The following is a 24,493-nucleotide window of genomic DNA, read 5'->3' as shown; positions in this document are numbered from 1 at the left end:
GGCCTCCAGCACGAGGCGGGCGCGGAGGCGGCCGGCGGCCAGCGGGGTGCGGCCGCCGGTGCGCAGGTCGCGGAGCCTGGCGGCGGCGGCGTCGACCGAGTTCGTCGGGGGCAGCGCCACCTGCGCCTCGCGGCCCCGGAACGTGACCACGCCGACCTTGTCGCGCCGCTGGTAGGCGTCGCGCAGCAGGGAGATCACGGCGCCGCTGACGGCCGACATGCGCTTGCGGGCGGCCATGGAACCGGAGGCGTCGACGACGAACAGCACGAGGTTGCCCTCCTTGCCCTCGCGGACCGACAGCCGCAGGTCCGCGCCGCGCAGCTCCAGTCCCGGCCCGCGGCGACCGCGGGCGGCCTGGTGGGGCGCCGCCGCGCCGACGGTGCCGAGCAGGTGCAGCCCCGAACCGTCCACAGTGGACGATCGGACCACGCGGCCGGTGCGGGCCTTGGCGCGGGAACGCCGTCCGGGCGCGCCTTCGCCGACGCCCGGCACCTGCAGCAGCCGGGCGCGGAACGCGGGCGCGGGCGCGTGGGACCGCTCGGCGGAGCCCTTGCCGTCCGAAGTGGACTCGTCCGGGGCTCGGGGTGGCGGGGAGCCGCCACCGTCGTCGGGACCGTCGGGGCCTTCCGGACCCTCCGGGCCGCCGGGACCGTCCGGGCCGCCGGGGCCGTCCGGGTCCTCCGGGCCGTCCTCGGGCTCCCGGGCGGCTTCCGCGCCCTGCTGGAGGGCGTCGTTGAGCTGGTCCTCCTCCAGCCCCGGCTCGTCGAACGGGTCGCGCCGCTTGCGGTGCGGCAGCGCCAGCCGCACGGCCGCCTCCACGTCCTCCTCGGCCACCTCGGTGGCGCCGCGCCAGGCGGCGTGCGCGGTGGCGGTGCGGGCCACCACCAGGTCGGCGCGCATGCCGTCCACCTCGAACGCGGCGCAGATGCCGGCGATCCGGCGCAGCTCGGCGTCGGGCAGGACGACGTCCTTCAGGTGGTCGCGGGCGGCGACGATCCGCCGCGCCAGCTCCGCGTCCGCGTCGGCCCAGCGGGCCGCGAACCCCTCCGGGTCGGCCTCGTAGGCGAGCCGCCGCCGCACCACCTCGGCGCGGGTCGTCACGTCACGCGACGCGCGGACGGCGACCGTGAGGCCGAACCGGTCGAGCAGCTGCGGCCGCAGCTCCCCCTCCTCCGGGTTCATGGTGCCCACCAGGAGGAACGACGCGGCGTGCGACACGGAGACGCCTTCGCGCTCGACGTGCGCGCGGCCCATGGCGGCGGCGTCGAGCAGCAGGTCCACGAGGTGGTCGTGCAGCAGGTTCACCTCGTCCACGTACAGCACGCCCCGGTGCGCGGCGGCCAGCAGACCCGGCTGGTAGGCGCGGACGCCCTCGGTGAGCGCGCGTTCCAGGTCGAGCGAGCCGATCAGCCGGTCCTCGGTCGCGCCGACCGGCAGCTCCACCAGCCGGGCGGGACGCCGTTCCGAGCCGTGGCCGTGCGGGCCGTCGGGGCAGTCGGCGGGCGCGGCCGGGTCGCACCCGAAGCGGCAGCCCGGCACCACGTCCAGCGCGGGGAGCAGCGCGGCGAGCGCCCGCACCACGGTCGACTTGGCGGTCCCCTTCTCACCTCGGACGAGCACCCCGCCGATACCGGGGTGCACGGCGTTGAGCAGCAGAGCCGTGCGGAGGTCGTCGTGGCCGACGACTGCGGAAAAGGGGAAACGCGCGCCCATGCGGCGGTGTCCTTCCTCGGGTGTCCACGCCCGTGTCCGGTCTACGAGTCGGGGGCCGAGTTCCTGACTCCCGGATCCCAAGGCCCGGTCACAGTGGCGGGACCGTGCCGGATTCGCACCGGCTTCCTCGCGCACCCCCTCTAGAGCCTGGGCATCGTCGCACTTCCGCAGGCGTGCTCCAAGTCCCCGGCGGGCGAGGACGATCACACCCGCGCGAGTCGGACGGGCTCCGGCCCCGGCGCCGGGACGAGGTCGACCTCGACGCTCAGCGGCGCGCGGAACGACAGCAGGCCCAGCATCGGCGGCGGCTCGGCGGAGGCCAGGCGCAGCTCCGGGAACCGCCGCGCGGTCTCCCGCAGCACGACCTGCGCCTCCAGCCGGGCCAGTCCCGCGCCGAGGCAGAAGTGCCGGCCGTGGCCGAACGCCAGGTGCCTGCGGTTGCGGGGGCGGGCCGGGCAGAACCGCTCGGGGTCGTCGAAGACCGCCGGGTCGGAGCCGCTGCCCGCGAGCATCAGCAGCAGCGGCGCGCCCGCCGGGACGTCCACGCCGGAGAGGGTGACCGGTTCGGCCGCGACCCGCCGCCACGTGCTCACCGGCGGATCACGCCTCAGCACCTCCTCCACGCACGCGGCGGCCACGCCCGGCTCGTCCAGCCGGGACCACAGGCGGTCGCCGGGCCGGTCGACGTCGTGCCGCAGCACCGCGTGGAACACCGCGCACAGCAGCTGCGTCGTCGTCTCCTGGCCCGCGATCAGCAGGAAGTAGCAGAGGCCGGCCGCGTCGCGGATCGGGACTTCGGCCGACCGCAGCGCGCCGAACAGGTCGTCGTCGCCCCGCGCGGCCTTGATCCGGGCCGTGAGCCACTGGTGGAACGCGGCGGCGGGCCGGGCCAGCTCGTGCTGCCGCTCCACCGTCACGTCGCCCCAGAACAGCTCCAACGACGCCGTGCTCCACGCCTTGAGCGCGTCCACGTCGACGTCCCGGATGCCCAGGACCTCCAGCAGCACGATCGCGGGCAGGTCGCGGGCCAGCGCCGGGTGCAGGTCGACGCGCCCGCTCAGCCGGTCCAGCCGTTCGGCGGCCAGCTCCGCGATCCGCGGCCCCAGCGCCGCGACCCGCGCCGGGGTGAGGAACCGGGCCACGAGTCGCCGCAGGTCGGCGTGCGTGCCGGTGCCGTTGTTGGCCAGCGTCGGCGGCAGCGAGAACCCGGCGCGCGCCAGCACCCGCAGCACCGGGCGCGGGATCGGCACCACCGCGTCCAGCGCGTTGTCCGGGTGGAACCGGCGCGCGTCCGCCAGCACGGCGCGCACGTCGTCGTAGCGGCTGACCAGCCACAACCCGGTCCGCTCGTCCCGGTGGACCGGCGCGTTCTCGCGCAACGACCGCAGGTCGGCAGGCTCCGGCTGGAAGAGGTCCACGCCGGCACGGTAGCCGCCGGATGCGACACTCCCGCCGTGAGTGTGCGCACAGGTGAGTCGGTGTTCGACTGGATCGACACGCGAGCCGAAGCCCGCGCGAAAGCCGGGCTGGCCCGCCGGGTCCGGCCCCGGCCGGCCGACTCGACGGACCTCGACCTGGCGTCGAACGACTACCTCGGCCTGGCCCGCGACAAGCGGGTGACGGGCGCCGCCGCCGCGGCCGCGCTGCGCTGGGGCGCGGGGTCGACCGGGTCGCGGCTGGTCACCGGCTCCACCGAGCTGCACACCGAGCTGGAGTACGAGCTGGCCAACTTCTGCGGCGCGCAGTCGGCGCTGGTGTTCTCGTCGGGCTACGCGGCGAACCTGGGCGCGCTGACCGCCCTCACCGGCCCCGGCACGGCGATCGTCGCCGACCAGCACATCCACGCGTCGCTGATCGACGGCACCCGCCTGTCCAAGGCGGACGTGGTGGTCGCCGGGCACTGCGACGTCGAGCAGGTGACGCACGCCCTGGCCACGCGCGGGAAGCGGCGGGCGATCGTGGTGACCGACTCGGTGTTCTCCGTGGACGGCGACCTCGCGCCGCTCGCCGCGCTGGCCGCCGCGTGCCGCGAGCACGACGCCGCGCTGGTCGTGGACGACGCGCACGGCCTCGGCGTCGTCGGCGACGGCGGACGGGGCGCGGTGCACGCGGCGGGCCTGGCGAAGGCGCCCGACGTGGTGACGACCGTGACGCTGTCGAAGTCGCTGGGCGCGCAGGGCGGCGCGGTCCTCGGGCCGAGCCGGGTGATCAAGCACCTGGTCGACACGGCCCGCACGTTCATCTTCGACACCGGTCTCTCGCCGGCGAGCGCGGCGGCGTCGCTGGCCGCGTTGAAGGTGCTGCGGGAGGAGCCGGAGCGGCCCGGCCGGGCGTTGGACGTGGCGCAGGACCTGGCGTTCCGGCTGAAGGAGAACGGGCTGCGGGTCAGCACGCCGACCGCGGCCGTGGTGTCCGTGCAGGCGCCGTCGCCGGAGTCCGCGTTCGAGTGGGCGGAGGCCTGCCGCGCGCGGGGCGTCGTCGTCGGCTGCTTCCGGCCGCCGTCGGTGCCGGACCGGATCTCCCGGCTGCGCCTCACCGCCCGCGCCGACCTGACCGAGGCGGACGTCGAGCGGGCCGTGCGGGTGATCACGGAGACCGGCGCATCCGCAGGTGCGGTATCCCGTCGTCCATGAACTCCGCGCCCTCGGGCTCGAACCCGAACGACGCGTAGAAGTCCGCCACGTAGGTCTGGGCGTCGAGGACGCACGGCGTCTGCCCGACCTCGGCCAGCGCCGCCTCCACCAGCCGCCGGCTGTAGCCACGGCCGCGGGCGGCGCGGGCCGTGCAGACCCGGCCGATGCGGAACGTGCCGTCCGGTTCCTCCAGCAACCGCAGGTAGGCCAGGGGGACGGGGCCGGCGGCCTGGTCCGGCGACGAGCCCTCGGCCTCCAGCCAGAAGTGCCGGGTGCCCGGCTCCAGGTCACGGCCGTCGGCGTCGCGGTACACGCAGTTCTGCTCCACCACGAACACGTCGCCCCGCAGCCTGAGCACGGCGTAGAGCTGGGCGGGGGTCAGGTCGGCCGACCACTGCCGGCGCAACGTCGCCGGGAACGGGTGAGAGCGCACCCGACTGTGGTACCACAGTCTCAGATTCGGTCCTGGTACCGGCTCAGCCGCGTGTAGACGCCCGGCTGGTCGGGGCGGGCGCAGCCGCGGCCGTAGGAGACGACGCCGACCAGCTCGCCCGCCACGGTGAGCGGGCCGCCGGAGTCGCCCTCGCACGCGTCCCTGCCGCCCTCCGGGAAGCCCGCGCACAGCATCCCGTCCGGCCGGTAGTCGGGGACGCGGGCGGCGCACTCGGCGTCCGACCGGATCGGCACGTCGACCTGGCGCAGCGTCCGGCTCGGCGCGCGCAGCTCGCCCGTGCGGCCCCAGCCGTACACGGTGGCCGTGCGCCCCGGCACGGCCTCCGCGACCCGGACCGGGCGGTACGGCAGCGCGGCGGCGAGGGTGAGAGTGGCCACGTCGTCGCCGGCGGCGACGTCGGTGAACGCGGGGTGCCGCCAGATGCCCGCGACCTTCGCCGTCCGACCGTCCTTCGCGTCGAGGTCCGCCCGGCCCGCCACGACGGTGAGGTCCGCCGGGAGGCGGTCGCGGTCGCCGAGCGCGGTGCGCTCCACCGTGCAGTGGGCGGCGGTCACGACCTTGTCCGGGCCGATCAGGGCGCCGCCGCAGAAGAAGTTGCCGGCCGCGTCGAACAGGGCCACCGCCCACGGCGTCACGGGCGCCGCCCGGCCGCCCACCACCGCGTCCGCGGGCAGCGCGGACAGGACCAGCACGAGAACGGCGAAGACCGGCGCGCTGATGCGCATGGAGCACCTCTCTACGGCATGTGGGTGATCGACCACCGACCGTAGCGGAGGGTCGCATCGAGCGTCGCCGGGGCATGGAAACCGGAAAATCTGTTGTTAGGATGCCTGAGCGCCGAAGATTTGACGGCGAGTGAGACAGATCACGACGGTCTGTCCGGATCACGAGGGAGGTTTCCATGCACCTGGACTTCACCCAGCTCCCGGCGTTCCTGATCGCGTGCGCCGTGGTCGTGCTGACCCCGGGCGTGGACGCCTTCCTGCTGCTGCGCACCTCGATGCGGTCCGGCACCCGCGCCGGGCTGCTCGCGCTGGCCGGCATCCACACCGCGGCCTTCGCCCAGGTCGCGCTGGTGATCTCGGGCCTGGGCGTGGTGATCGCCCGCTACCCCGCCGTGCTCACCGGGCTGCGCTGGATCGGCGCGGCGTACCTGCTCTACCTGGCCGTGACGATCACGCGCGGCCTGCTCCGGCGGTCGGCCGGCGAGGTCGCCGTCGCCGCGAGCCGCCCGTTCCGGCAGGGGTTCCTGACCAACATCACCAACCCGAAGATGCTGCTGTTCTCGCTGGCGTTCCTGCCGCAGTTCATCGGCACGGGCGACCCGGCCGCGCAGCTCGGGATGCTCGCCGCCGTGTTCCTCGGGCTGGCCGCGCTGTGGGAGCTGACGATCGTCGTCGCCGCGGCCCGCGTCGCCGGCTCGCTGCGCCGCCCCGGCGTCACCACGGCGCTGGACGCGGTGTGCGCGGCGGTGTTCCTCACGATGTCGATCGGGCTCGTGCTCTAGAGCCGGCCGACACGTCCGAGACCGGCGTGGGGACCCCCGCGACCCGAGGGTCCGCACGCCGCCCGATCAGCCGGCCAGCTGCTCCTGCAGCTCCGCCGAGTAGGCCTTGACCTCGGTGTAGATGCCCGGTTTGCCCGGCCGCGCGCAACCCTCGCCCCACGAGGTGACACCGATGAGCTTCCCGCCGGCCACGAACGGGCCGCCCGAGTCGCCCTGGCACGTGTCCACGCCGCCCTCGGGGTAGCCCGCGCACGTCATCTCCGCCGGGTCGAACTGGAGGTAGGCGGCGCGGCAGTCCTGGTCCGCCATCACCGGGACGGTCGCGCGCAGCAGGTACCGCGACGACGGACCCTGCTCGCTCGTGCGACCCCAGCCGAGCACCCAGCCGTTCGTGCCCGGCTGGTACAGCGCCTCGTCGGACGGCCCGGCGAGCGGCAGCGGCGTGTAGTCCACCGGCGTCCGCAACGTCAGCACCGCGATGTCGTCGCCCTGGTCCGCGGTCACGTAGTCCGGGTGCACCCAGATGCGGGACAGCCGCGCCACCACGCCGTCGCCGCTCCGCTTGTCCTCGCGGCCCGCCACAACCCGGGTGTTGCGGGGCGTGCGGCCGTTGACGCAGTGCGCGGCGGTGACCACCTTGGTCGGCGCGACCAGCGTGCCGCCGCAGAACTGGAACCCGCCGGCGTCGGTCAGGTAGACCACCCAGGGGTGCGCCGCGATGGGCACCCGCTCGCCGCCCACCACGCGGCCGTCGACCACCCGGCCGTCGGCGACGCGGCTGTCCGCGCGATCGCCCGCCCGGCCGTCCACCGGGTCGCCGTGCCCGCGGTCGTCCGCCGCGGCGGTGCCCGCGAGGGCCGTCAACAACGTCATCAACAACGCGGCAAGCCGCATCGCCCCTCCTCCTGATCAAAGGCGTCAGAAGGAGGTTAGCCAGATCAGCCGAATCCGCTGGGCCAAACGGCGGCCTAGCCCGCCCCGGTGAACTTGCTCCGCACCTTGCCCGCCGCGCCCGACAGGACGTCGCCGAACTCGTTGAACACCTTCATGAGCGGGTCCTCGGACTGGGCCGCGGACTCCTTGTAGGACCGCGCCGCCGACCTGATGTCCTCGCTGAACGAGCTGGTCGGGCGGTCGTCCTCGCGCTTCGGATATTCACCCGTCAGGATGGCGCGGTACTCCTCGCTCGCCGCCCACTTCTGCAGCTCCGCCGCCCGCACCACGGCCAGCGGGTGCGTCAGCGGCCACGTCCGGATCAGCTTGAGCACGCTGTCCCGCACGTCCTCGACCTGCTCGTACTCCTTGGCCTGCTTGAGGAACTCGGCCGTGTCGACCTGGGTGAGGTCCATGCCGCCCGCCATCGCCACGTGCACGCGCAGCGCGGCGGACGGGTCCTGCACGCACAGCAGGCCCGCGCGGTCGCACGTCAGCTCGGTCTTGCGGTACCACTCGCACAGCGCCGCGATCACCGCGCGGATCGCCCAGTAGCCGGCGGGCATCCAGCCCAGGCCGTACTGCAGCTGCATGAGCCGGCGCAGGATCGTCTGGTACAGCGCGTGGCCGGACAGGACGTGGCCCATCTCGTGGCCGATGGCGAACCGCAGGCCCTCCGCGTCCAGCAGGTCCACCAGACCCGTGGTCAGCACGATGAACGGCTTGTCGATGCCCAGCGTCATGGCGTTCGGCACCGGGTCGCGCTGCACGAACAACTCCGGCACCGGGTCGACGTCCAGCGTCGCCGCCACCTCCAGCCGGAGCCGGTCCAGCTCCGGGTACTGCTTCGGGCTCACCCGGATGCTCGACGCCAGGTACCCCAGCCGCTCACCGCGCTCGGTGAACGCCCCCGCCACCGCCTGCAGCACCGGGCCGATGCCCGGCACGGCGCGCAGGACCGCCAACGCCCCCCGGTCGACCGGGTGCTCGTACGCCCGCGGGCTGATGCCGGGGAAGCGCACGCGTGCCGTCGACCGTTCGATCTCCTCGCTGCTCATGTCACCCACAGTGCCACGACCCGACACCCGCCCATCCCCGAACGGGCGAATCGGCGTGCACACTGACCCCGTGAACGCAGACGTGCTCGGCACCGACTACGAAACCCGCGCGCTGCCGCTGGGCGGCGGCGACACGACCGCCACCCTCGTCCGCCGGCGCGCGCGGCCCGCGACCCGCGGCGCCGTGCTCTACGTCCACGGCTTCGCGGACTACTTCTTCCAGCGGCACGTCGCCGAGCACTTCACCGCGCGCGGGTTCGACTTCTACGCCGTGGACCTGCGCGCGTACGGGCGGTCGCTGAAGCCGGGGCAGGTCGCGAACTACGTGACCGACCTGGCGGAGCACTTCGAGGAGATCGACGCCGCGGTGCGGGTGATCCGCGAGGAGGACGGCCACCGGCACCTCGTGCTGATGGGTCACTCGACCGGTGGTCTGATCACCAGCCTGTGGGCGCACGAGCGGCGTGCGGACGACGTGCTGGACGCGTTGGTGCTCAACAGCCCGTGGCTGGACCTGGCCGAGCCGTGGCTGCTGCGGACCGTGGGGTCGGCGCTGGTGCGGGGCGTGGGCCGGTTCGCGCCGAAGCTCGTGGTGAAGCCCGGCCTCGCCCCCGTGTACGGCGAGAGCATCCACCGCGACCACCACGGCGAGTGGGACTTCGACACGGCGTGGAAGCCGATCGACGCGTTCCCGGTGCACGCCGGGTGGCTGCGCGCGATCCGCCGCGGCCACGCCAAGCTGCACCGCGGGCTGGACGTGCGCGTGCCCGTGCTGCTGCTGCGGTCGGAGCGCAGCCACCTGCGCGCGAGGACGTGGACGCCCGAGGCGATGACGGCGGACACCGTGCTGGACGTCCGGCACATGGTCCGGTGGGGGCCGAAGATCGGCCGCCGGGTGACGATCGTGCCCGTCGACGGCGGGATGCACGACCTGTTCCTGTCGGCGGAGTCGGTGCGGCGGCGGGCGTTGGCGGAGATCGACGAGTTCCTGGACCAGGTCTGACGGACCGCGCCGTCACTCGGGCGGGGTGAGGCGGAGGTCCGGGTCCACCGGCGGCTCGCCGTCCAGCGGGTCGTCGGGCACGGCGGCGAGGGCGTCCAGGGTGAGGCCGATCTCGCGGGCGTGCGGGTCGGAGCCCGTGGGCGGTGTGGCGAACCAGTCGTGCAGGTCCTCCGGTATCCGGTAGCGGGCGGCCAGGTCGCGGTAGAGGTCGGCGCGTTCCGTCGACTGCCCGGCGAGCTGTCGGAACTCGCGCATCGCCAGCCGCATCCGGATCCAGCGGTAGCGGTCGGTCTTGGCGGCGTCGTCCTCGGTGAACCGGGTGCGCAGCAACCGCCCGGCCTGCGCGCCGCGCCCGGCCAGCGCCAGGATCGTCTCCGGGCGCATGAACAGGTTCGTGCCGCCTTCCAGCGCGCCGACGCGGACGTGCGCGATGCGGCCCCGGTAGCCCGGCAGCGCGGACTGCATGGTGTCGCGCCAGTCGAGCATGGTGTTGAGGATCGCCCACGCGAACTGGCCCACGAGCCCGATGCCCCGCCACGGCGCGCCGCTGGTGGACGCGTCCTGCTCGGGCAGCCAGACGTCCCGGTCGTCTCCCGGCGGGTAGGGCTGGAGGGTCAGCCCGAACGTCGGCCAGCGCGGCAGCGGGTGGTCGAAGAAGTGGATCGGGAAGTTGCTGGTGATGCCGCCGTCGGAGAACCAGTGCACCCGCGGCTCGGGTTCGGCGCGCACCAGCGGCACCGCGGCGATCAGGCCCGGCAGCGGCATGCTCATCCGCACGGCCAGCGCCACGGGCAGGTCGTCGGGCAGCGCGTGGAGGGTGTCGGCGGGGTGCAGCGGGCAGCGGTGGCCGGTGGCGTCGGAGCCGAGCCGGTCGACGGTCCGCCGCGGCAGCACGGTGTTCAGGCACTCGCGGCAGAACAGCCACGCGTCGCGCGGTTCGGTGAACGGCAGCCGGTAGGGGCGTCCCTCGGACAGGTCCGTGGTCATCAGGACCAGGTTCGTGGTCAGGTCGCCGAACGTGAGGTCGGTGACGCCGGACAGGTCGTCCAGCCGGTCCGCGATCCAGTCGGCCAACGGCGGCACGCCGGTGGAGGCGGGCACACCGCAGCGGCGGTCCCAGAAGTTCGACCGGAAGTGACCGGTGCCGGGCACGAGTCCGAAGTGGATGGTGGTGGCCATCCGGTCGAGGAAACGCTTGGCGCCCAGGCCGTACGTGAGCGCGACCGCGCTGACGAACGCGAACCCGAGCACCAGCCACCACACCGCGGCCGTGGCGGCGCTCGCGACGCTCTGGGGCGTCCACCGGGTGCTCGCAGCCACCGGAGCCAGCGGCACGACGAGCAGCAGCGCCGTGCCGACCCGGCGCAGCCACGCGTCACGGCCGGTCGGCAGGACCCGCAGCACGATCGCCGGCACGCCGACCAGCACCACCACCGCGAGCCCGATCAGCAGCCACGTGGGCGTCGCGCCCCACCCGACCGCGTGGAACCACAGCGTCGGGCCGACGAGCCACAGCGCCAGCGCCAGGCCGAGGAACGACCGCGCCCGCCACCCGATCGCGCCGAGGAGGGCGAGCAGCAGGCACGTCAGCGCGCTGCGGCCCGTCGTGTCGCGGCGCTGCATGGACGCCGCGACGATCCGGAACAGCTTCCGGGTGTGCTCGCTCGGCTGGAACAGCTGCGCCATCCGCCAGCCCGGCGCGGCGAACCAGTCGATGACCTCCTTGAGCTTTTGGAACCCGCCGTCGTCGCGGCCCTTCTCGGCGGCGGCGGTGAACGCGGCGCCGATCGCGCCCGCCGACGCGCCGCCCAGCGAGCGGAAGCGGTAGTGCTCGGCCAACTCCACCACGGCCCACGGGTACACGACGCCGCTCGCCGTCCCGCCCCGCATGGTCAGGTCGCAGTACCGGTCGAAGTCCTCGGCCATGGCGAACCTCCCGGCGTCCATGATCTCCCGGTGGCGGCGCGCGCGGCTAGAGGTGCGATCGGGCGATGTCCTCGATCTCGGCCGGCGTGCCGGACATGATCGTGCGGACGTGCTCGGTGAGGAGGTCGACCGGCCAGTCCCACCACCTCGCGCGCAGCAGGCGTGCGACGTCCTCGTCGGCGAACCGCCGCTTCACGGGACGGGCCGGGTTGCCGCCGACCACCGCGTACGGCGGCACGTCGGACGTCACCACCGCGCCGGTGGCGATGATCGCGCCGTCGCCGATCGTGACGCCGGGCATGACGAGGGCGCGGTAGCCGAACCACACGTCGTTGCCGACGACGGTGTCGCCGCGCGTCTCCATGCCGGTGATGAGGTCCAGCGTCCGCTCGGCCCACGTGCCGCCGAAGATGGTGAACGGGAACGTCGACACGCCGGTGGTGAGGTGGTTCGCGCCGGCCATGATGAACGTGGTCCCGGTCGCCAGCGCGCAGAACCTGCCGATGACGAGCTTCTCGGCGCCGTACCCGTAGAGCACGTTGCGCGTCTCGAACTCCAGCGCGTGCTCGGGGTCGTCGTAGTAGGTGTACTCGCCGACCTCGATCGTCGGCGACGTCACCAACGGCTTGAGCTGGACGACGCGGTCGGCGTGCGGCAGCGGGTGGAGGGCGGCCGGGTCGGGGATCGTCGGGTCGGGGATCAAGGGATCAGACTCCTAACGCAACTCACGTTGCGTTAGAGTGGCAGGCCGATGCCCCTTAACGCAACTGGAGTCGCACTGTGACGTCGAGACCCGGTGGTCGCTCCGCCCGCGTGCGCGAAGCCGTCGTCGCGGCCGTGCACGCGGAACTGGTCGAGCACGGCTACGCCGGCCTGACCGTCGAGAACGTCGCCGACCGCGCGGGCGTGCACAAGACGACCGTGTACCGCCGCTGGGGCACGGTTGACGTGCTGATCGCCGACGCCCTGGACCACACCGCGGAGACCACGTGGCCGGTGCCCGACACCGGCACGATCGAGGGCGACCTGATCGCCATCGCCACGGAGGTCGCCGACACCTTCACCGACCCCGACCACAGCTCCGTGCCGGTGGCGGTCGTCGCCGCCGCGCTGCAGTCCGACCGCGCCCTGCAAGCGAAGCGGCGCTTCTACGCGGCACGGCAGGAGGCCGCGGCGCGGGTCGTGACGCGGGCCGTCCACCGCGGCGAGCTGCCACCGCCGGCTGACCCGGTCGAGGTGATCCGCCAGACCTGCGCCCCGCTGTACCACCGGGTCTTCATCTCCGGCGAACCCGTCGACCGCGCCACCGCCGAGCGCGCGGCCAGGGCCGCGCTCGCCGCCGCCCGCACCGGCCTCCTCTGAGCCGGCACGGCTACAGGTCGTACCAGCGCAGGACCTCCGGGTCGAGGACGCGGGCGGCCAGGCCGATCCGCCGCCGTGTCGGACAGCTCGGCGGCGGCCGCGGGGTTGCCGCGCGGCGGCAGGGCCGGGTCGTCCAGTGCGTCACCATGTCGTCGTGGTGACTCGGCACGAGCAGCCTGGGGCGGGTCGCCCGCAGCGCCCGCGCGGTGTAGTCGTGGACGTTCGCGTGGCCGCTCATGCCGAGCACCAGGACGTCCGGCCGCAGCCCTGCGACCTCGCGCTCCACGTAGTTCGCCGTGCCCGACAGGAACAGCACCGAGAAGCCGCCCACGGTGATCAGGTACGCCAGCGAGCCGCCTTCCACGAGGTCGCTGATGGTCTCCGGGCGCGGCGGCGGCGCGGTCAGGGTGCCGGGCGCGAAGTAGCCGTACGAGCCGAACTGGCTGTGCAGGCTGCGGAACACCCGCACGGTGAAGCCGTGGAAGTCGAGGTGCTCCCCGCCGGACGCGACGATCACGCCCGCGTTCACCCTGCCGGCGGCGGACGCCGTCATCGGGACGGCGGCCAGGCCGGCGGTCGAGCACCTCCGCTGACCGGCGCCTACGCCTTCCGGCCCACGCCCGCGTAGGCGCTGATGTACGCGTCGTCCGAGTCCGGCCGCCACTCCGACAGCGGCACGACACCCGGCTCCACGACGTCCAGCCCGGTGAAGAACGAGGCGACCTCCGCGCCCGTCCGCAGCACCAGCGGGCTGTCGGTGCGGCGGTAGATCGCGTTGACCCGCTCGCCGCTCTCCTGCCCCTCCTGCGACACGCCGTCCCAGCTCGCGTGGGAGATCGCCACGTGGCTGCCCGGCGCCAACGCCTCGCGGTAGCGGGCGATCGCCCGGTGCGGCTCGTCCTCGTCCGGGACGAAGTGCAGCACGGCGGCCATCAGCAGGCCGATGGGCCGGTCGAAGTCGAGCACCTCGCGGACCTCGTCGGCGCCCAGCACCGAGTCCGGGTCGCGCAGGTCCGCCTGGATCGCCGTGGCGCCGGGGTTGTCCGCGAGCAGGGCGGTGCTGTGGGCGACGGCGACGGGTTCGATGTCGGCGTACACCACGCGGGCCGCCGGGTTGGTCTGCTGGGCGATCTCGTGCACGTTGCCGACGGTCGGGATGCCCGAGCCCAGGTCGAGGAACTGGTCGATGCCCTGCGACAGCAGGTACCGCACCGCGCGCCGGAGGAACGAGCGGTTGGCCCGCGCCGCGCCGGACATGCCGGGGAAGATCTGCTCGACCGCCTTGGCCGCCTCGCGGTCGACCGCGAAGTTGTGCGAGCCGCCCAGGAAGTAGTCGTACATCCGGGCCGCGCTCGGCCGGCTCAGGTCCACCGACGACGGAACCCAGCTCGCCTGCTCCATGCGCACACATCTCCTCGTCAGCCGACGGCGTGATCGTTCCCGCACCGCGAACGGGGCACAACCCCCGAACGGGCGCTCGCGATGGTGCCGGCAGGCGCCCATCCCCACGAAAGGCGGTGCTCGCTCAGGGCGAACACCAGGCGGAAACAATCTCCGGCTCACCTTGGTTGAGCCAGTCAGACTCAACTTTGGAGGGATCATGGGCGAGACGTTGGCGCTGCCGGTGCTGCCGCTGGACGACGTGGTCGTGCTGCCGGGCATGGTCGTGCCGATCCGGCTCAGCGGCTCGGACGCCACCTCCGAGGCCCGTGCCGCGATCGAGGCCGCCACGGCCGCCGGCGAGGCGTCCGGCGGCCAGGCCAAGGTGCTGCTGGTGCCCCGGCTGGACGGCAAGTACGCCAAGGTCGGCACGCTGGCGCTGATCGAGCAGGTCGGCCGGCTGTCCGGCGGCGAGCGCGCGGCCGTGGTGCGCGGCACCGAGCGGGTCCGCATCGGCACCGGCACGACCGGGCCCGGCGCGGCGCTGTGGGTGGAGGCGACCGTGGCGGACGAGCCGCCGGTGGACGACCGCACCCGCGAGCTGGCCCGCGAGTACCGGGCGCTGGTCACCACGATCCTCCAGCAGCGCGGCGCGTGGCAGGTGGTCGACTCGGTGCAGCAGGTCGACGAGCCGTCCGCGCTGGCCGACCTCGCCGGGTACGCGTCGTACCTGAGCGAGGACCAGAAGGTCTGGCTGCTGGAGACCAGCGACGTGACCGAGCGGCTGGAGAAGCTGCTGGAGTGGGGCCGCGAGTACCTGACCGAGCTGGACGTGGCCGAGACGATCCGCAAGGACGTCAAGGAAGGCGTGGAGAAGCAGCAGCGGGAGTTCCTGCTGCGCCAGCAACTGGCCGCCATCCGCAAGGAACTGGCCGAGCTGGACGGCAAGCCCGCCACCGAGGAGCAGGACTACCGCGCCCGCGTCGAAGGCGCGGACCTGCCCGAGCACGTGCGCGAGGCGGCCCTGGCCGAGGTCGACAAGCTGGAGCGCACCGCCGAGCAGTCCCCCGAGGTCGGCTGGATCCGCACCTGGCTCGACACCGTCCTCGACATGCCGTGGAACGAGCGCACCGAGGACTCGTACGACATCGCGGGCGCACGGGCCGTCCTCGACGCCGACCACGCCGGCCTCGACGACGTGAAGGAACGCATCACCGAGTACCTGGCCGTGCGCCGCCGCCGTGCCGACCGGGGCATGGGCGTCGTCGGCGGACGGCGTTCCGGCGCGGTCCTCGCCCTCGTCGGCCCGCCCGGCGTCGGCAAGACGTCGCTCGGCGAGTCCGTCGCCCGCGCCATGGGCCGCGAGTTCGTCCGGGTCGCCCTCGGCGGCGTGCGGGACGAGGCGGAGATCCGCGGCCACCGGCGCACCTACGTCGGCGCGCTGCCCGGCCGGATCGTGCGCGCCATCTCGGAGGCGGGCTCGATGAACCCGGTCGTCCTCCTCGACGAGATCGACAAGGTCGGCGCGGACTACCGCGGCGACCCGACCGCGGCCCTGCTGGAAGTGCTCGACCCGGCCCAGAACCACACCTTCCGCGACCACTACCTGGAAGTCGAGCTGGACCTGTCGGACGTGGTCTTCCTGGCCACCGCGAACGTCCTGGAGTCCATCCCCGGCCCCCTCCTCGACCGCATGGAGCTCGTCCAGCTCGACGGCTACACCGAGGACGAGAAGGTCACCATCGGCCGCGACCACCTCCTCCCCCGGCAGGTCGAACGGGCCGGCCTCACCCCCGACGACGTCACGGTCACCGAGGCGACGCTGCGCAAGCTGGCCGGCGAGTACACCCGCGAAGCCGGTGTGCGGCAACTGGAACGCTCGCTCGCCCGCATCCTCCGCAAGGTCACCGCACGCGTCGCGCTCGGCGAGACCGAACTGCCGGTCACCGTCGACGTGCCCGACCTGCGCGGCTACCTGGGCTCGCCCAAGCACACCCCGGAATCGGCCGAGCGGACCGCCGTCCCGGGCGTCGCGACGGGCCTCGCCGTCACCGGCGCCGGAGGCGACGTCCTGTTCGTCGAGGCGTCCCTCGCGTCCTCGGAGACCGGCGCGGCCGGCCTCACCCTGACCGGCCAGCTCGGCGACGTGATGAAGGAGTCCGCCCAGATCGCCCTGTCCTACCTGCGCTCCAACGACACCCGGGCCGGGGTGCTCGCGGAACGCGGCGTGCACATCCACGTGCCGGCGGGCGCGGTGCCGAAGGACGGCCCGTCAGCGGGCGTGACCATGACGACGGCCCTGGCGTCGCTCCTGTCCGGCCGCCCCGTCCGCGCCGACGTGGCGATGACGGGCGAGGTGTCCCTGACCGGCCGCGTCCTGCCGATCGGCGGCGTCAAGCAGAAGCTCCTCGCCGCCCACCGCGCCGGCATCACCACCGTGCTCCTGCCCCAGCGCAACGAGCCCGACCTCGACGACGTCCCCCAGTCCGTCCTCGACGAACTCACCGTCCACCTGGTCGCCGACGTGCGGGAAGTCCTCGCGCTGGCCCTGGAACCCCACCAGGCCACCACCGCCACCGCCGCCTGACCCCGACGGAGCCCGGTCGACCACAGGTCGACCGGGCTCCCACGAACTCACCCCACGACCAACCGACGGCCGGCCCAACCACACACCTGGACAAACCCTCACCCACACACCCTCAACGCAGGTTGCACAGGTCCAACGGCACGCCGTCCGCCGTCACGCACGGCAGGTACCCGGCATCCTTCATCCGCAGCCGGGCGTCACCGTGTTCCCGCACGTACGCGACGAACCGCCCGGCCAACGACCCCGCCGCCGGCTCCGACCGCGTGTACAGGTACTCGACGGTCCAAAACGGGTAGCCCGCCTCGACCCCCGCCGCCGCGTCGAACACCTTGCCGTCCAACGACAACGCGGTCAGCGCGTTCGTCTTCCGCGCCTCCGCCACGGACGGCGCGTCGGCGTACCCGATGGCCCCTTCCACCGCACCGATCTCGCGCACCACGTCCGCGTTCTCGTCCCGCTCGCAGCGGATCACGGGGGCCTCGGGCGCGCGGTCCTTCACCCGGCAGTCGTTGGACGACAACGCGCTCTCGGTCGTGCCCAGCACCCGCCGCTCGAACAGCTCCCGCGTGCCCGACTCGCCGCCCCGGCCCACGACCCTGATCGGCAACGGGTCACCGCCGCGCAGCTGGCTCCAGTCCGTGTAGACGCCGGCGTAGATCCCGCGCAGCTGCGGCACGGTGATGGTGTCCATCCCCACCGACCCGTGCACCACCACGTGGTACACCACGATCGCCAGCTGCTGCGCGTACACGCCCGGCACGTCCTGCTTGCCGTCCGACAGCGCCACCACACCGTCCGCGCCGCCCGCGACCTCGCGCACGCCCTGGATGCTGCCGGTCGCCGTCGTCGTGATCTCGGCGTCGCGGCACACCCGCTCGTACTGGTCGGCGATGGTGGCCATGGTCGGCATGAACACGCTCGACCCCTCCACCCGCAACGCGCCGGACGCGCACGCCACCGTCGCGTCGGTCGAGCTCTGCGGCCACGCCATCACCAGCACCAGCACGGCGGCGAGCACCGCGGCCAGACCGCCGGTGAACCTCGGCAGCGTGATCAGCCGCTCGGGGCGCTCGTCGTGCACGATCCCCGCGCCGCCGAGGTCGCCGACCACCTTCACGTCCTTGCCCAGCTCGCCGTCGGGGTTGCTGTCGGGCTCGCGCAGCACCACCAGCAGCTTGAACTTCTGCTTGCGCCGCAACGAGAGGTTCTCCAGCCGCACGCCGCGCCACACCGGCTCGCCGGGCGGCTCCGCGGACACCGCCAACCCGCCCCACCGGGCCACGCGCTGAGCCATCCGCTCCCGCACGGTCGGCAACGACGCCCGCACCGGTGTCGCGGCCGCCCCGACCGCCCCGGCCTGCCCGGTGTCGCTCTCCGTGCCGAAGAACTGGAGGGTCCGGCGGATCTCCGCCTTCAGCTCCTCCGACCCGGCCTCGGACACCCTGGCGTTCCACACGATCCGCTTGCCGAAGGTGAACGTCAGCGGCTTGTCGAAGTCCTCGCCGTCGATGTCGTAGCTGCCGGTGTTGCGGACCCGGATCACCACGATGCTCATCCGGTCCAGCACCCGCACCAGTTCCCGCAGCTGCGGCGAGTTCGGGTCGGTGCCGTCGTGCAACTGCTCCGGGCCGAGCCCGATCTTGGAGTTGTAGAGCACGCGGAACCCGAGCCGCTTGCGGCGCACGAACAGCCGGTCGATGACGGGCGTCGCGAACAGCAGCGCGATCGCGAGCGCGACCGGACCGGGGCCACCGAGGAAGTCCAACGCGGACCGCAGCACCTGCACACCCGATTCTCGGTCGGCGGACCGACCGGGAACCGGGTCATCACCGGACGTTCACCACGACTTCACGCCGTGGCAAGGGATTCCGCGCGCAGCCTGCCGCACACCTGCCTCGGAGCTCAGTGCCCCACGTCGATCACCACGCGGGTGGGCGAGTCGAGCAGGAACACCCGGTGCCACGAGTCGCGGCGCAGCCCGAGGCCGACGGTCAGGTTGGCCTCGAAGTCACCCGTGATCGCCACCGCCTGGACGTTGGCCAACGCGGGCGTCTCGAACTTGCGGGGACCGGTGTACGTGGAGTTGCCGTTGTCGTCGTGCGCCGCGGCCGGGGCCGAGCGCACCTCCAGGAAGTAGCTGCCCGGCAGCGGGACCGGGTTGCCGGAGCCGTCCTCGACCAGCCGGTCGACGCACCGGATGTAGAACTGCGGCCGGTGGCCGGAGAGGTCGAGCACGACGCGGTCGAAGTCGGCGTGTCTGCCGGAGCGGATGCCCGTCAGCACGGGCGTCTGCGTCATCGACATCCCGGCCGACAACGCCGAGGTCGACGCCGAGGTCGACGCCGAAGCGGCCGGGACCACCACCCCCACCGCGACCATCGCGAGAGCGAGCAGGGCGAGTTTTCCGAAGCGATTGTTCATGGGGCCCTCCGTGGGCTGACCGGCTCAGTGCCGGCACACCCCTAGAGACGTGTCGCACGTCACACGGTTGCGCGCGGATCGGCGAGGAAGTCCTCCAGCACCACGGGCGTGACGCCGTCGAGCTTGCACCGCTCCAGGAAGGCCACGAAGTCCTCCACGAACGTGTGCCGGAAGTGCATGAGCACGATGTCGCCGGGGTTGAGCCGGTTGCCCGCCTGGAACTGCACCACGCCGTCGTTGACCGCCGCCGTCCACATGACCAGGGCGGTGAACCCGCAGTCCGCGGCGGCCCGGCGGGTGGTGCGGTCGAAGTTGCCGAACGGCGGCCGGAACAGCGTCGGCTTCGCGCCGAGCTGGGCGCGCAGCAGGTCGGCGTTGCCGCAGATCTCCTGGCGCTGGAAGTCGTACGACGTGCCGTCGAGGTTCGGGTGGGTGGCGGTGTGCGCGTGGACCTCCGCCGCGCCGTGGAAGGACCTGAAGTAGTCGGCGTGGCCGTCGACGTGCTTGGAGTTCAGGAACAACGTCGGCTCGACGCCGCTCTTGCGCATCAGCTCCAGCGCGGCGGGGTGGCGGACGGCGCCGTCGTCGATGGTGATGAACACGTACGGCCGGTCGGTCTCGATGCGCCGGACCACGGGCACCAGGCCGTCGGTGGTCGGCGGGACGTGTTGCTGCGGCGTCCCGAAGCGGTACGGCTGCTGGAACACGGGGACGACCACGCCGCCCGGTCCCGGCACGGCGGTCGGCGGCGTCGTGGACGTCGTGGGCGAGGCGGACGTCGCCGTGCCCGTGGTCGCCATCGCGCCCGGTGGCCGCGGCCCCTGCGGCTCCGGCGCGCAGGCCACCGCGATGACGGCGGCCGCGACCGCCACTCCGATCCGTCTCATCCGGGTTCCCCTCCACCGGCCGTCACCCGATCAGGTGACGGTCCCGCGGGTGGAGACGTCCGACGACCACCGAGGTTGCCCGGCGGTCCGCCCTCGCCGGCGATAAGGTCGTCCGCGCCGACAAGATCACGTGTGGAGGACCTGATGAGCCTCGAACGACCCGTCGCACCCGACCCGTACGCGCTGCTGCCGGAGGTGGCGTCGTTCACCGTCAGCTCGACCGACGTGGCCGACGGCCGGCCGCTGTCGGAGGCACACCTGTTCGAAGGTGGCAACACCTCGCCGCAGCTGAGCTGGACCGGCTTCCCGGACGGCACCAAGAGCTTCGTGGTGACGTGCTTCGACCCGGACGCGCCGACGCCGTCCGGCTTCTGGCACTGGGTCGCGGTGAACATCCCGGTGACCACGACGTCCCTCGACACCGGCGCGGGCGCGTCGGACGACACGCTGCCCGACGGCGCGTTCCACGTGCGCAGCGACTTCGGCACGCGCGCGTTCGGCGGCGCCGCGCCGCCGCCCGGCGACCAGGTGCACCGCTACTACTTCGTGGTGCACGCGGTGGACGTCGAGAAGCTCGACGTGGACGGCGACGCGTCGCCCGCGGTGGTCAGCTTCAACCTGGCCTTCCACACCCTGGCGCGCGCGATCCTGGTGCCGACCTACGCCCACTGACGTGACCGGCGACGTCGCGGGAACAAGTGCCCCGCACCGCGGGTTGGAGCACGACGTGAGGCACTTCGACCTGGTCATCATCGGTTCCGGTTCCGGCAACTCCATCGCGGACGAGAGGTTCGCCGGCTGGAAGGTCGCGATCGTCGAGAAAGGCGTGTTCGGCGGCACGTGCCTGAACGTCGGGTGCATCCCGACGAAGATGTTCGTGCACACCGCCGACGTCGCCGCGGCACCCGCCTCGGGCGCGCGGCTGGGCGTCGACGCGCACCTCGACGGCGTGCGGTGGACGGACGTGCGCGACCGGATCTTCGGCCGCATCGACCCCATCTCCGAGGGCGGCCGCCGCTGGCGGGCCGAGGAGAACGCGAACGTCACCGTGTTCGCGGGCACGGCCAGGTTCACCGGCCCGAAGACCCTCGACACCGGCACCGGCGAGGTGATCACCGCCGACCGGTTCGTGCTGGCCGCGGGCAGCCGGCCGGTCGTGCCGGACGTCGCGGACCTGGCGTCCGCCGGCTACCACACCAGCGACACCGTCATGCGCCTCGACGCGCTGCCCCCGCGGATCACGATCCTGGGCAGCGGGTTCGTGGCGGCGGAGTTCGCGCACGTGTTCTCGTCGTTCGGGGTGGCGGTGACCGTGATCGCGCGGTCCGACCTGCTCCTGCGCCACGAGGACCGCGAGGTCGCCACCCGGTTCACGCAGGTGGCGTCGGAGAAGTGGGACGTGCGGCTGCGCCGCAAGGCGGTGCGGGCCGAGCGGGTCGACGGCGTGGTGCGCCTCCACCTCGAAGGCCCGGACGGCGCGGAGGTCGTGGAGTCGGAGGAACTGCTGGTCGCGGTCGGCCGGACGCCGAACTCCGACCTGCTGGACTTGGCCGCCACGGGTGTCGACGTGCACCCGGACGGCCGGATCGTCGTGGACGAGCACCAGCGCACCTCGGTCGAGGGCATCTACGCGATGGGCGACGTCAGCTCGGAGTACCAGCTCAAGCACGTGGCCAACCACGAGGCGCGGGTCGTGCAGCACAACCTGCTGCACCCGGACGAGCCGATCGCGTCGGACCACCGGTTCGTGCCGGCCGCCGTGTTCTCGTCGCCGCAGGTGGCGTCGGTCGGGTTGACCGAGGAGCAGGCCGTCGCGCGCGGCGTGCGGTACGTGGCGGCGTCGCAGGCCTACGCGTCCATCGCGTACGGCTGGGCGATGGAGGACACCACGGGCTTCGCGAAGGTGCTGGCCGACCCGGACACCGGGCTGATCCTGGGCGCCCACGTGATCGGGCCGCAGGCGTCGAGCGTGATCCAGCCCGTGATCCAGGCGATGAGCTTCGGCCTGGACGCGCGGACGATGGCGCGGGGCCAGTACTGGATCCACCCGGCCATGCCCGAGGTGATCGAGAACGCGCTGCTCAACCTGCCGCTGACCTGACCGCCCCAGCAACGCCCCGGACACGGGCGACCCGGCCGCACCCCTCGCGCGGCCGGGTCTTTTGTATCCGTAACCGACACATCGCACCGGACGGCCCCGGCGTTATCCGCACCCGTCCAACCTCACGCGAACTTCACGGCGACCCCGCCCGCCGACCACCGGAACCCGACCTCGCGAACCCGGCCGGGCGACCGCCGACTAGACCGTGCGCGGCCGGCCCGCGACCCAGCCCAGCACGGTCAGCACGACCAGCAACACCGCCAGGACCAGCATCGACACGGTCCACGTCCCGGTCACCCCGCGCAGCACGCCGAACGCGAACGGGCCGGACGCCGAGATCAGGTAGCCGAGGCTCTGCGCCATCGCCGACAGCCGCGCCGTGTCCGCGCCGGACGACGTCCGCAGCGAGATCATCACCAGCGCGAGCGGGAACATGCCCATGCCGACGCCGATCAGCACGACCCACAGCCCCGGCGCGGCGGCGGGCGCGAGCGCCAGGCCCAGCACGCCCAGCACCGACAGCACGCCGAGCACGACCACGAGCCCGGACTGGCTGCGCCGCCGTGCGGCCAGCGGCGGGACGATCAGGCTCACCGGCACGCCGAGCACCATCGTGATGGCGAGCAGCAGCCCGGCGGTGGTCCGGTCGACGCCCGCGTCGCCGAGGATCTGCGGCAGCCACCCCATGACGGTGTAGGCGAGCAACGACTGCAGGCCGAAGAAGACGGTGATCACCCACGCCAGCGGGCGGCGCACCATCGACCGGCCGACGACCGGCCGACGCGTGACGGGCCGGGCGGAGGAGCCGTGGCGGGCCGCCGCCAGCCAGATCACCAGCGCGGCCAGCGACAGGAACGCCCACGCGCCCACGGCGAGCCGCCACGACCCGAAGGCGGATTCGAGGCCCGGGGTGAAGGCCGCGCCGAGGGCCGCGCCGGCGGCGAGGGCGGCCGTGTAGACACCGGTCACCAGGCCGACCCGGCCGGGGAACGACTCCTTGACGACCACGGGGATGAGCACGTTGCAGACCGCGATGCCCGCGCACGCGATGAACGTGCCGCCGAGCACCGCCGCCGGGCCGTCCACGACCCGCAGCACGAGGCCCGTCGTCAGCACCAGCAACGACAGCCCGACCGCGCGGGCCATGCCGAGCCGCCGGCCCAACCAGGGCGCGAGGAACGCGGCGAAGCCGAAGCAGACCGTGGGAACGGCGGTCAGGAGGCTCGTCCACGCGGTGGAGACGCCGAGCGACACCCGGACGTCGCCGAGCACGGACGCGAGGCTCGTGACGGCCGGGCGGAGGTTCGCCGCGGCGAGCGCTACGCCGATCGCCAACAGGGTGCTGCCGACCAGGGCAACTTGGCGGTTCCGCCCCACCCCACCGGCGGCGGTACCGCCAGGATGGGCCCCGGTCGTCACCTCGCCGCCGGTTCCGGTGGCAAGGTGAGCGGTCGGCGGTGACCAGTCTGGCTGGGTCTGCTGGATTGCCACGCGACTACTATCGCAGACATGGGATGTTCGGATGAAAGGACGATGCTGTGCCGTTGGCCACTACTCGACGGACCGGGCTCGTCGACCAGGTGATCGACCAGATGAGAAGCGCGATCGCCGCCGGTGAGTGGCCGGTCGGCCGACGCATCCCGCCGGAGCCGGAGCTGGTCAGCGCCCTCGGCGTGGGCCGCAACACCGTGCGGGAGGCGGTGCGCGCGCTGTCCCACGCCGGGCTGCTGGAGGTGCGCCAGGGCGACGGCACGTTCGTCCGCGCGACCAGCGAGCTGTCCGGCGCGGTCCGCCGCATGTGCGGCACCGAGCTGCGCGAGGTGCTCCAGGTGCGGCGGACGCTGGAGGTCGAGGGCGCCCGGCTCGCCGCGACCCACCGCACCGACGAGGAGCTGCGCAAGCTGGAGGCGCTGCTGGCGGAGCGGGACGACGCGCTCGCCGCCAAGGACTGGACCCGGCTGGTCGAGCGCGACACCGCGTTCCACGTGCTGCTCGTCCAGTGCTCCCACAACACCCTGCTGGCCGAGCTGTACCAGGGCCTCACCGAGGCCGTCCGGGCGAGCATCACGGCCGCCGTGGAAACCGACCACGAGGACGACCAGGTGTCGCACACCGGCCTGCTCGACGCGGTGCGCGACCGGGACTCCGCCCGTGCCGCCGCCGAGGCGGGCAGCTTCCTCGAAGAGCTGCTGGAGCGCCACGGGGACTGACCGACCGACCCACCGCGCCACCACCGACGTCCCGGCCACGCGACGCCACCGCCGACCGCCACCGCCACCGCCACCGCCACCGCCACCGCCCGAGGCAATCACCGCGCGAGGCAACCGCCCAACGCGACCGCCGCGCAAGGCGACCGCGAGACGACCGCCCGACCTGGCGACCGCGCGAACCACCCGACGCGACCGCCGGCGAGGCCGCCGGAGGCCTGCGAGGCCGTCAGGGCCACCGCGACACCCGGCCCGGTCACGCCGTCTCGCGCTGCTCCCAGCAGGACCGCAACGCGGCGAGCGTGGCCGTGACGGCGGGCC

General features: G+C 73.5%; 22 protein-coding genes and 1 riboswitch. Of the genes, 8 read left to right on the top strand and 14 right to left on the bottom strand.

Annotated features, from left to right (window positions below):
• A partial coding sequence (locus ACFQ3T_RS19320) for a VWA domain-containing protein (protein WP_380724697.1) occupies positions 1-1,713 on the bottom strand: 1,713 nt, incomplete at its 3' end.
• Between the two features lie 37 nt (positions 1,714-1,750).
• Positions 1,751-1,878, bottom strand: a riboswitch (cobalamin riboswitch).
• Positions 1,879-1,916: 38 nt separating this feature from the next.
• Positions 1,917-3,131 (bottom strand): cytochrome P450, encoded by a 1,215-nt coding sequence (locus ACFQ3T_RS19315; protein ID WP_380724696.1) that lies wholly within the window; start codon positions 3,129-3,131, stop codon positions 1,917-1,919.
• A 36-nt stretch (positions 3,132-3,167) separates the two neighbouring features.
• Here ACFQ3T_RS19315 and ACFQ3T_RS19310 point away from each other — a divergent pair, with 36 nt between their 5' ends.
• Complete coding sequence (locus ACFQ3T_RS19310) at positions 3,168-4,346, top strand: 8-amino-7-oxononanoate synthase (protein ID WP_380724695.1); 1,179 nt, start codon at positions 3,168-3,170, stop codon at positions 4,344-4,346.
• Here ACFQ3T_RS19310 and ACFQ3T_RS19305 read toward each other — a convergent pair.
• Both ACFQ3T_RS19305 and ACFQ3T_RS19300 read right to left on the bottom strand, forming a co-directional pair.
• Positions 4,300-4,779: a GNAT family N-acetyltransferase gene (locus ACFQ3T_RS19305; protein WP_380724694.1), complete on the bottom strand. Its 480-nt coding sequence runs from the start codon at positions 4,777-4,779 to the stop codon at positions 4,300-4,302. The two genes, ACFQ3T_RS19310 and ACFQ3T_RS19305, sit on opposite strands and share 47 nt — an antisense overlap.
• Before the next feature lie 20 nt (positions 4,780-4,799).
• On the bottom strand, positions 4,800-5,525 hold the full coding sequence (locus ACFQ3T_RS19300; RefSeq protein WP_380724693.1) for a S1 family peptidase: 726 nt from the start codon (positions 5,523-5,525) through the stop codon (positions 4,800-4,802).
• Between the two features lie 176 nt (positions 5,526-5,701).
• On the opposite strand from ACFQ3T_RS19300, the gene ACFQ3T_RS19295 reads away from it, so the two are divergent.
• Complete coding sequence (locus tag ACFQ3T_RS19295; RefSeq protein ID WP_380724692.1) at positions 5,702-6,307, top strand: LysE family translocator; 606 nt, start codon at positions 5,702-5,704, stop codon at positions 6,305-6,307.
• Between the two features lie 66 nt (positions 6,308-6,373).
• Here the strand turns inward: ACFQ3T_RS19295 and ACFQ3T_RS19290 are convergent, their stop codons facing one another.
• On the bottom strand, positions 6,374-7,201 hold the full coding sequence (locus ACFQ3T_RS19290; RefSeq protein WP_380724690.1) for a S1 family peptidase: 828 nt from the start codon (positions 7,199-7,201) through the stop codon (positions 6,374-6,376).
• Between the two features lie 74 nt (positions 7,202-7,275).
• Positions 7,276-8,298, bottom strand: a complete 1,023-nt coding sequence (locus ACFQ3T_RS19285; protein WP_380724689.1) for a M48 family metallopeptidase — start codon at positions 8,296-8,298, stop codon at positions 7,276-7,278.
• A gap of 70 nt (positions 8,299-8,368) precedes the next feature.
• On the opposite strand from ACFQ3T_RS19285, the gene ACFQ3T_RS19280 reads away from it, so the two are divergent.
• Positions 8,369-9,301 carry an alpha/beta hydrolase gene (locus tag ACFQ3T_RS19280; RefSeq protein ID WP_380724688.1) on the top strand — a complete coding sequence of 311 codons (933 nt, stop codon included), beginning with the start codon at positions 8,369-8,371 and terminating at the stop codon, positions 9,299-9,301.
• 12 nt (positions 9,302-9,313) lie between these two features.
• Here the strand turns inward: ACFQ3T_RS19280 and ACFQ3T_RS19275 are convergent, their stop codons facing one another.
• Complete coding sequence (locus tag ACFQ3T_RS19275) at positions 9,314-11,248, bottom strand: patatin-like phospholipase domain-containing protein (protein WP_380724687.1); 1,935 nt, start codon at positions 11,246-11,248, stop codon at positions 9,314-9,316.
• Between the two features lie 25 nt (positions 11,249-11,273).
• Positions 11,274-11,930: a CatB-related O-acetyltransferase gene (locus ACFQ3T_RS19270; protein ID WP_380724686.1), complete on the bottom strand. Its 657-nt coding sequence runs from the start codon at positions 11,928-11,930 to the stop codon at positions 11,274-11,276.
• Between the two features lie 110 nt (positions 11,931-12,040).
• Between ACFQ3T_RS19270 and ACFQ3T_RS19265 the strand changes: the two genes are divergently transcribed.
• A complete protein-coding gene (locus ACFQ3T_RS19265) occupies positions 12,041-12,589 on the top strand; it encodes a TetR/AcrR family transcriptional regulator (RefSeq protein ID WP_380724685.1) in 549 nt (182 codons plus the stop codon).
• A gap of 10 nt (positions 12,590-12,599) precedes the next feature.
• Here the strand turns inward: ACFQ3T_RS19265 and ACFQ3T_RS19260 are convergent, their stop codons facing one another.
• Together ACFQ3T_RS19260 and ACFQ3T_RS19255 are read right to left on the bottom strand one after the other, a co-directional pair.
• Entirely contained in the window at positions 12,600-13,142 is a 543-nt protein-coding gene (locus ACFQ3T_RS19260; RefSeq protein WP_380724684.1) for a hypothetical protein, read from the bottom strand.
• 47 nt (positions 13,143-13,189) lie between these two features.
• The gene (locus ACFQ3T_RS19255) at positions 13,190-13,990 is read right to left on the bottom strand and encodes an SAM-dependent methyltransferase (RefSeq protein WP_380724683.1); all 801 of its coding nucleotides are present in this window, start codon (positions 13,988-13,990) and stop codon (positions 13,190-13,192) included.
• A 199-nt stretch (positions 13,991-14,189) separates the two neighbouring features.
• Here ACFQ3T_RS19255 and lon point away from each other — a divergent pair, with 199 nt between their 5' ends.
• Positions 14,190-16,556 carry an endopeptidase La gene (gene lon, locus ACFQ3T_RS19250; protein ID WP_380724682.1) on the top strand — a complete coding sequence of 789 codons (2,367 nt, stop codon included), beginning with the start codon at positions 14,190-14,192 and terminating at the stop codon, positions 16,554-16,556.
• A 112-nt stretch (positions 16,557-16,668) separates the two neighbouring features.
• Here lon and ACFQ3T_RS19245 read toward each other — a convergent pair whose 3' ends face one another.
• From ACFQ3T_RS19245 to ACFQ3T_RS19235, 3 genes are all read right to left on the bottom strand, one after another.
• Entirely contained in the window at positions 16,669-18,342 is a 1,674-nt protein-coding gene (locus ACFQ3T_RS19245) for a PstS family phosphate ABC transporter substrate-binding protein (protein WP_380724681.1), read from the bottom strand.
• 116 nt (positions 18,343-18,458) lie between these two features.
• Positions 18,459-18,977, bottom strand: coding sequence for an AMIN-like domain-containing (lipo)protein (locus ACFQ3T_RS19240; protein ID WP_380724680.1), 519 nt, complete (start codon positions 18,975-18,977; stop codon positions 18,459-18,461).
• Positions 18,978-19,036: 59 nt separating this feature from the next.
• The gene (locus tag ACFQ3T_RS19235; protein WP_380724679.1) at positions 19,037-19,864 is read right to left on the bottom strand and encodes a polysaccharide deacetylase family protein; all 828 of its coding nucleotides are present in this window, start codon (positions 19,862-19,864) and stop codon (positions 19,037-19,039) included.
• Positions 19,865-20,008: 144 nt separating this feature from the next.
• Here ACFQ3T_RS19235 and ACFQ3T_RS19230 point away from each other — a divergent pair, with 144 nt between their 5' ends.
• On the top strand, positions 20,009-20,536 hold the full coding sequence (locus ACFQ3T_RS19230) for a YbhB/YbcL family Raf kinase inhibitor-like protein (RefSeq protein WP_380724678.1): 528 nt from the start codon (positions 20,009-20,011) through the stop codon (positions 20,534-20,536).
• A gap of 55 nt (positions 20,537-20,591) precedes the next feature.
• Entirely contained in the window at positions 20,592-21,965 is a 1,374-nt protein-coding gene (locus ACFQ3T_RS19225) for a mycothione reductase (RefSeq protein WP_380724698.1), read from the top strand.
• A gap of 198 nt (positions 21,966-22,163) precedes the next feature.
• Here the strand turns inward: ACFQ3T_RS19225 and ACFQ3T_RS19220 are convergent, their stop codons facing one another.
• The gene (locus ACFQ3T_RS19220) at positions 22,164-23,342 is read right to left on the bottom strand and encodes an MFS transporter (RefSeq protein WP_380724677.1); all 1,179 of its coding nucleotides are present in this window, start codon (positions 23,340-23,342) and stop codon (positions 22,164-22,166) included.
• Positions 23,343-23,503: 161 nt separating this feature from the next.
• Here ACFQ3T_RS19220 and ACFQ3T_RS19215 point away from each other — a divergent pair, with 161 nt between their 5' ends.
• Positions 23,504-24,175 carry a FadR/GntR family transcriptional regulator gene (locus tag ACFQ3T_RS19215; RefSeq protein ID WP_380724676.1) on the top strand — a complete coding sequence of 224 codons (672 nt, stop codon included), beginning with the start codon at positions 23,504-23,506 and terminating at the stop codon, positions 24,173-24,175.
• Positions 24,176-24,493: the final 318 nt, after the last annotated feature.

Origin of the sequence: Saccharothrix hoggarensis, from assembly GCF_042678885.1 — a bacterium.
Lineage (GTDB): Bacteria > Actinomycetota > Actinomycetes > Mycobacteriales > Pseudonocardiaceae > Actinosynnema > Actinosynnema hoggarensis.
Note: the sequence above shows the minus strand (reverse complement) of the source record. Positions and strands in the feature narration are given on the sequence as shown.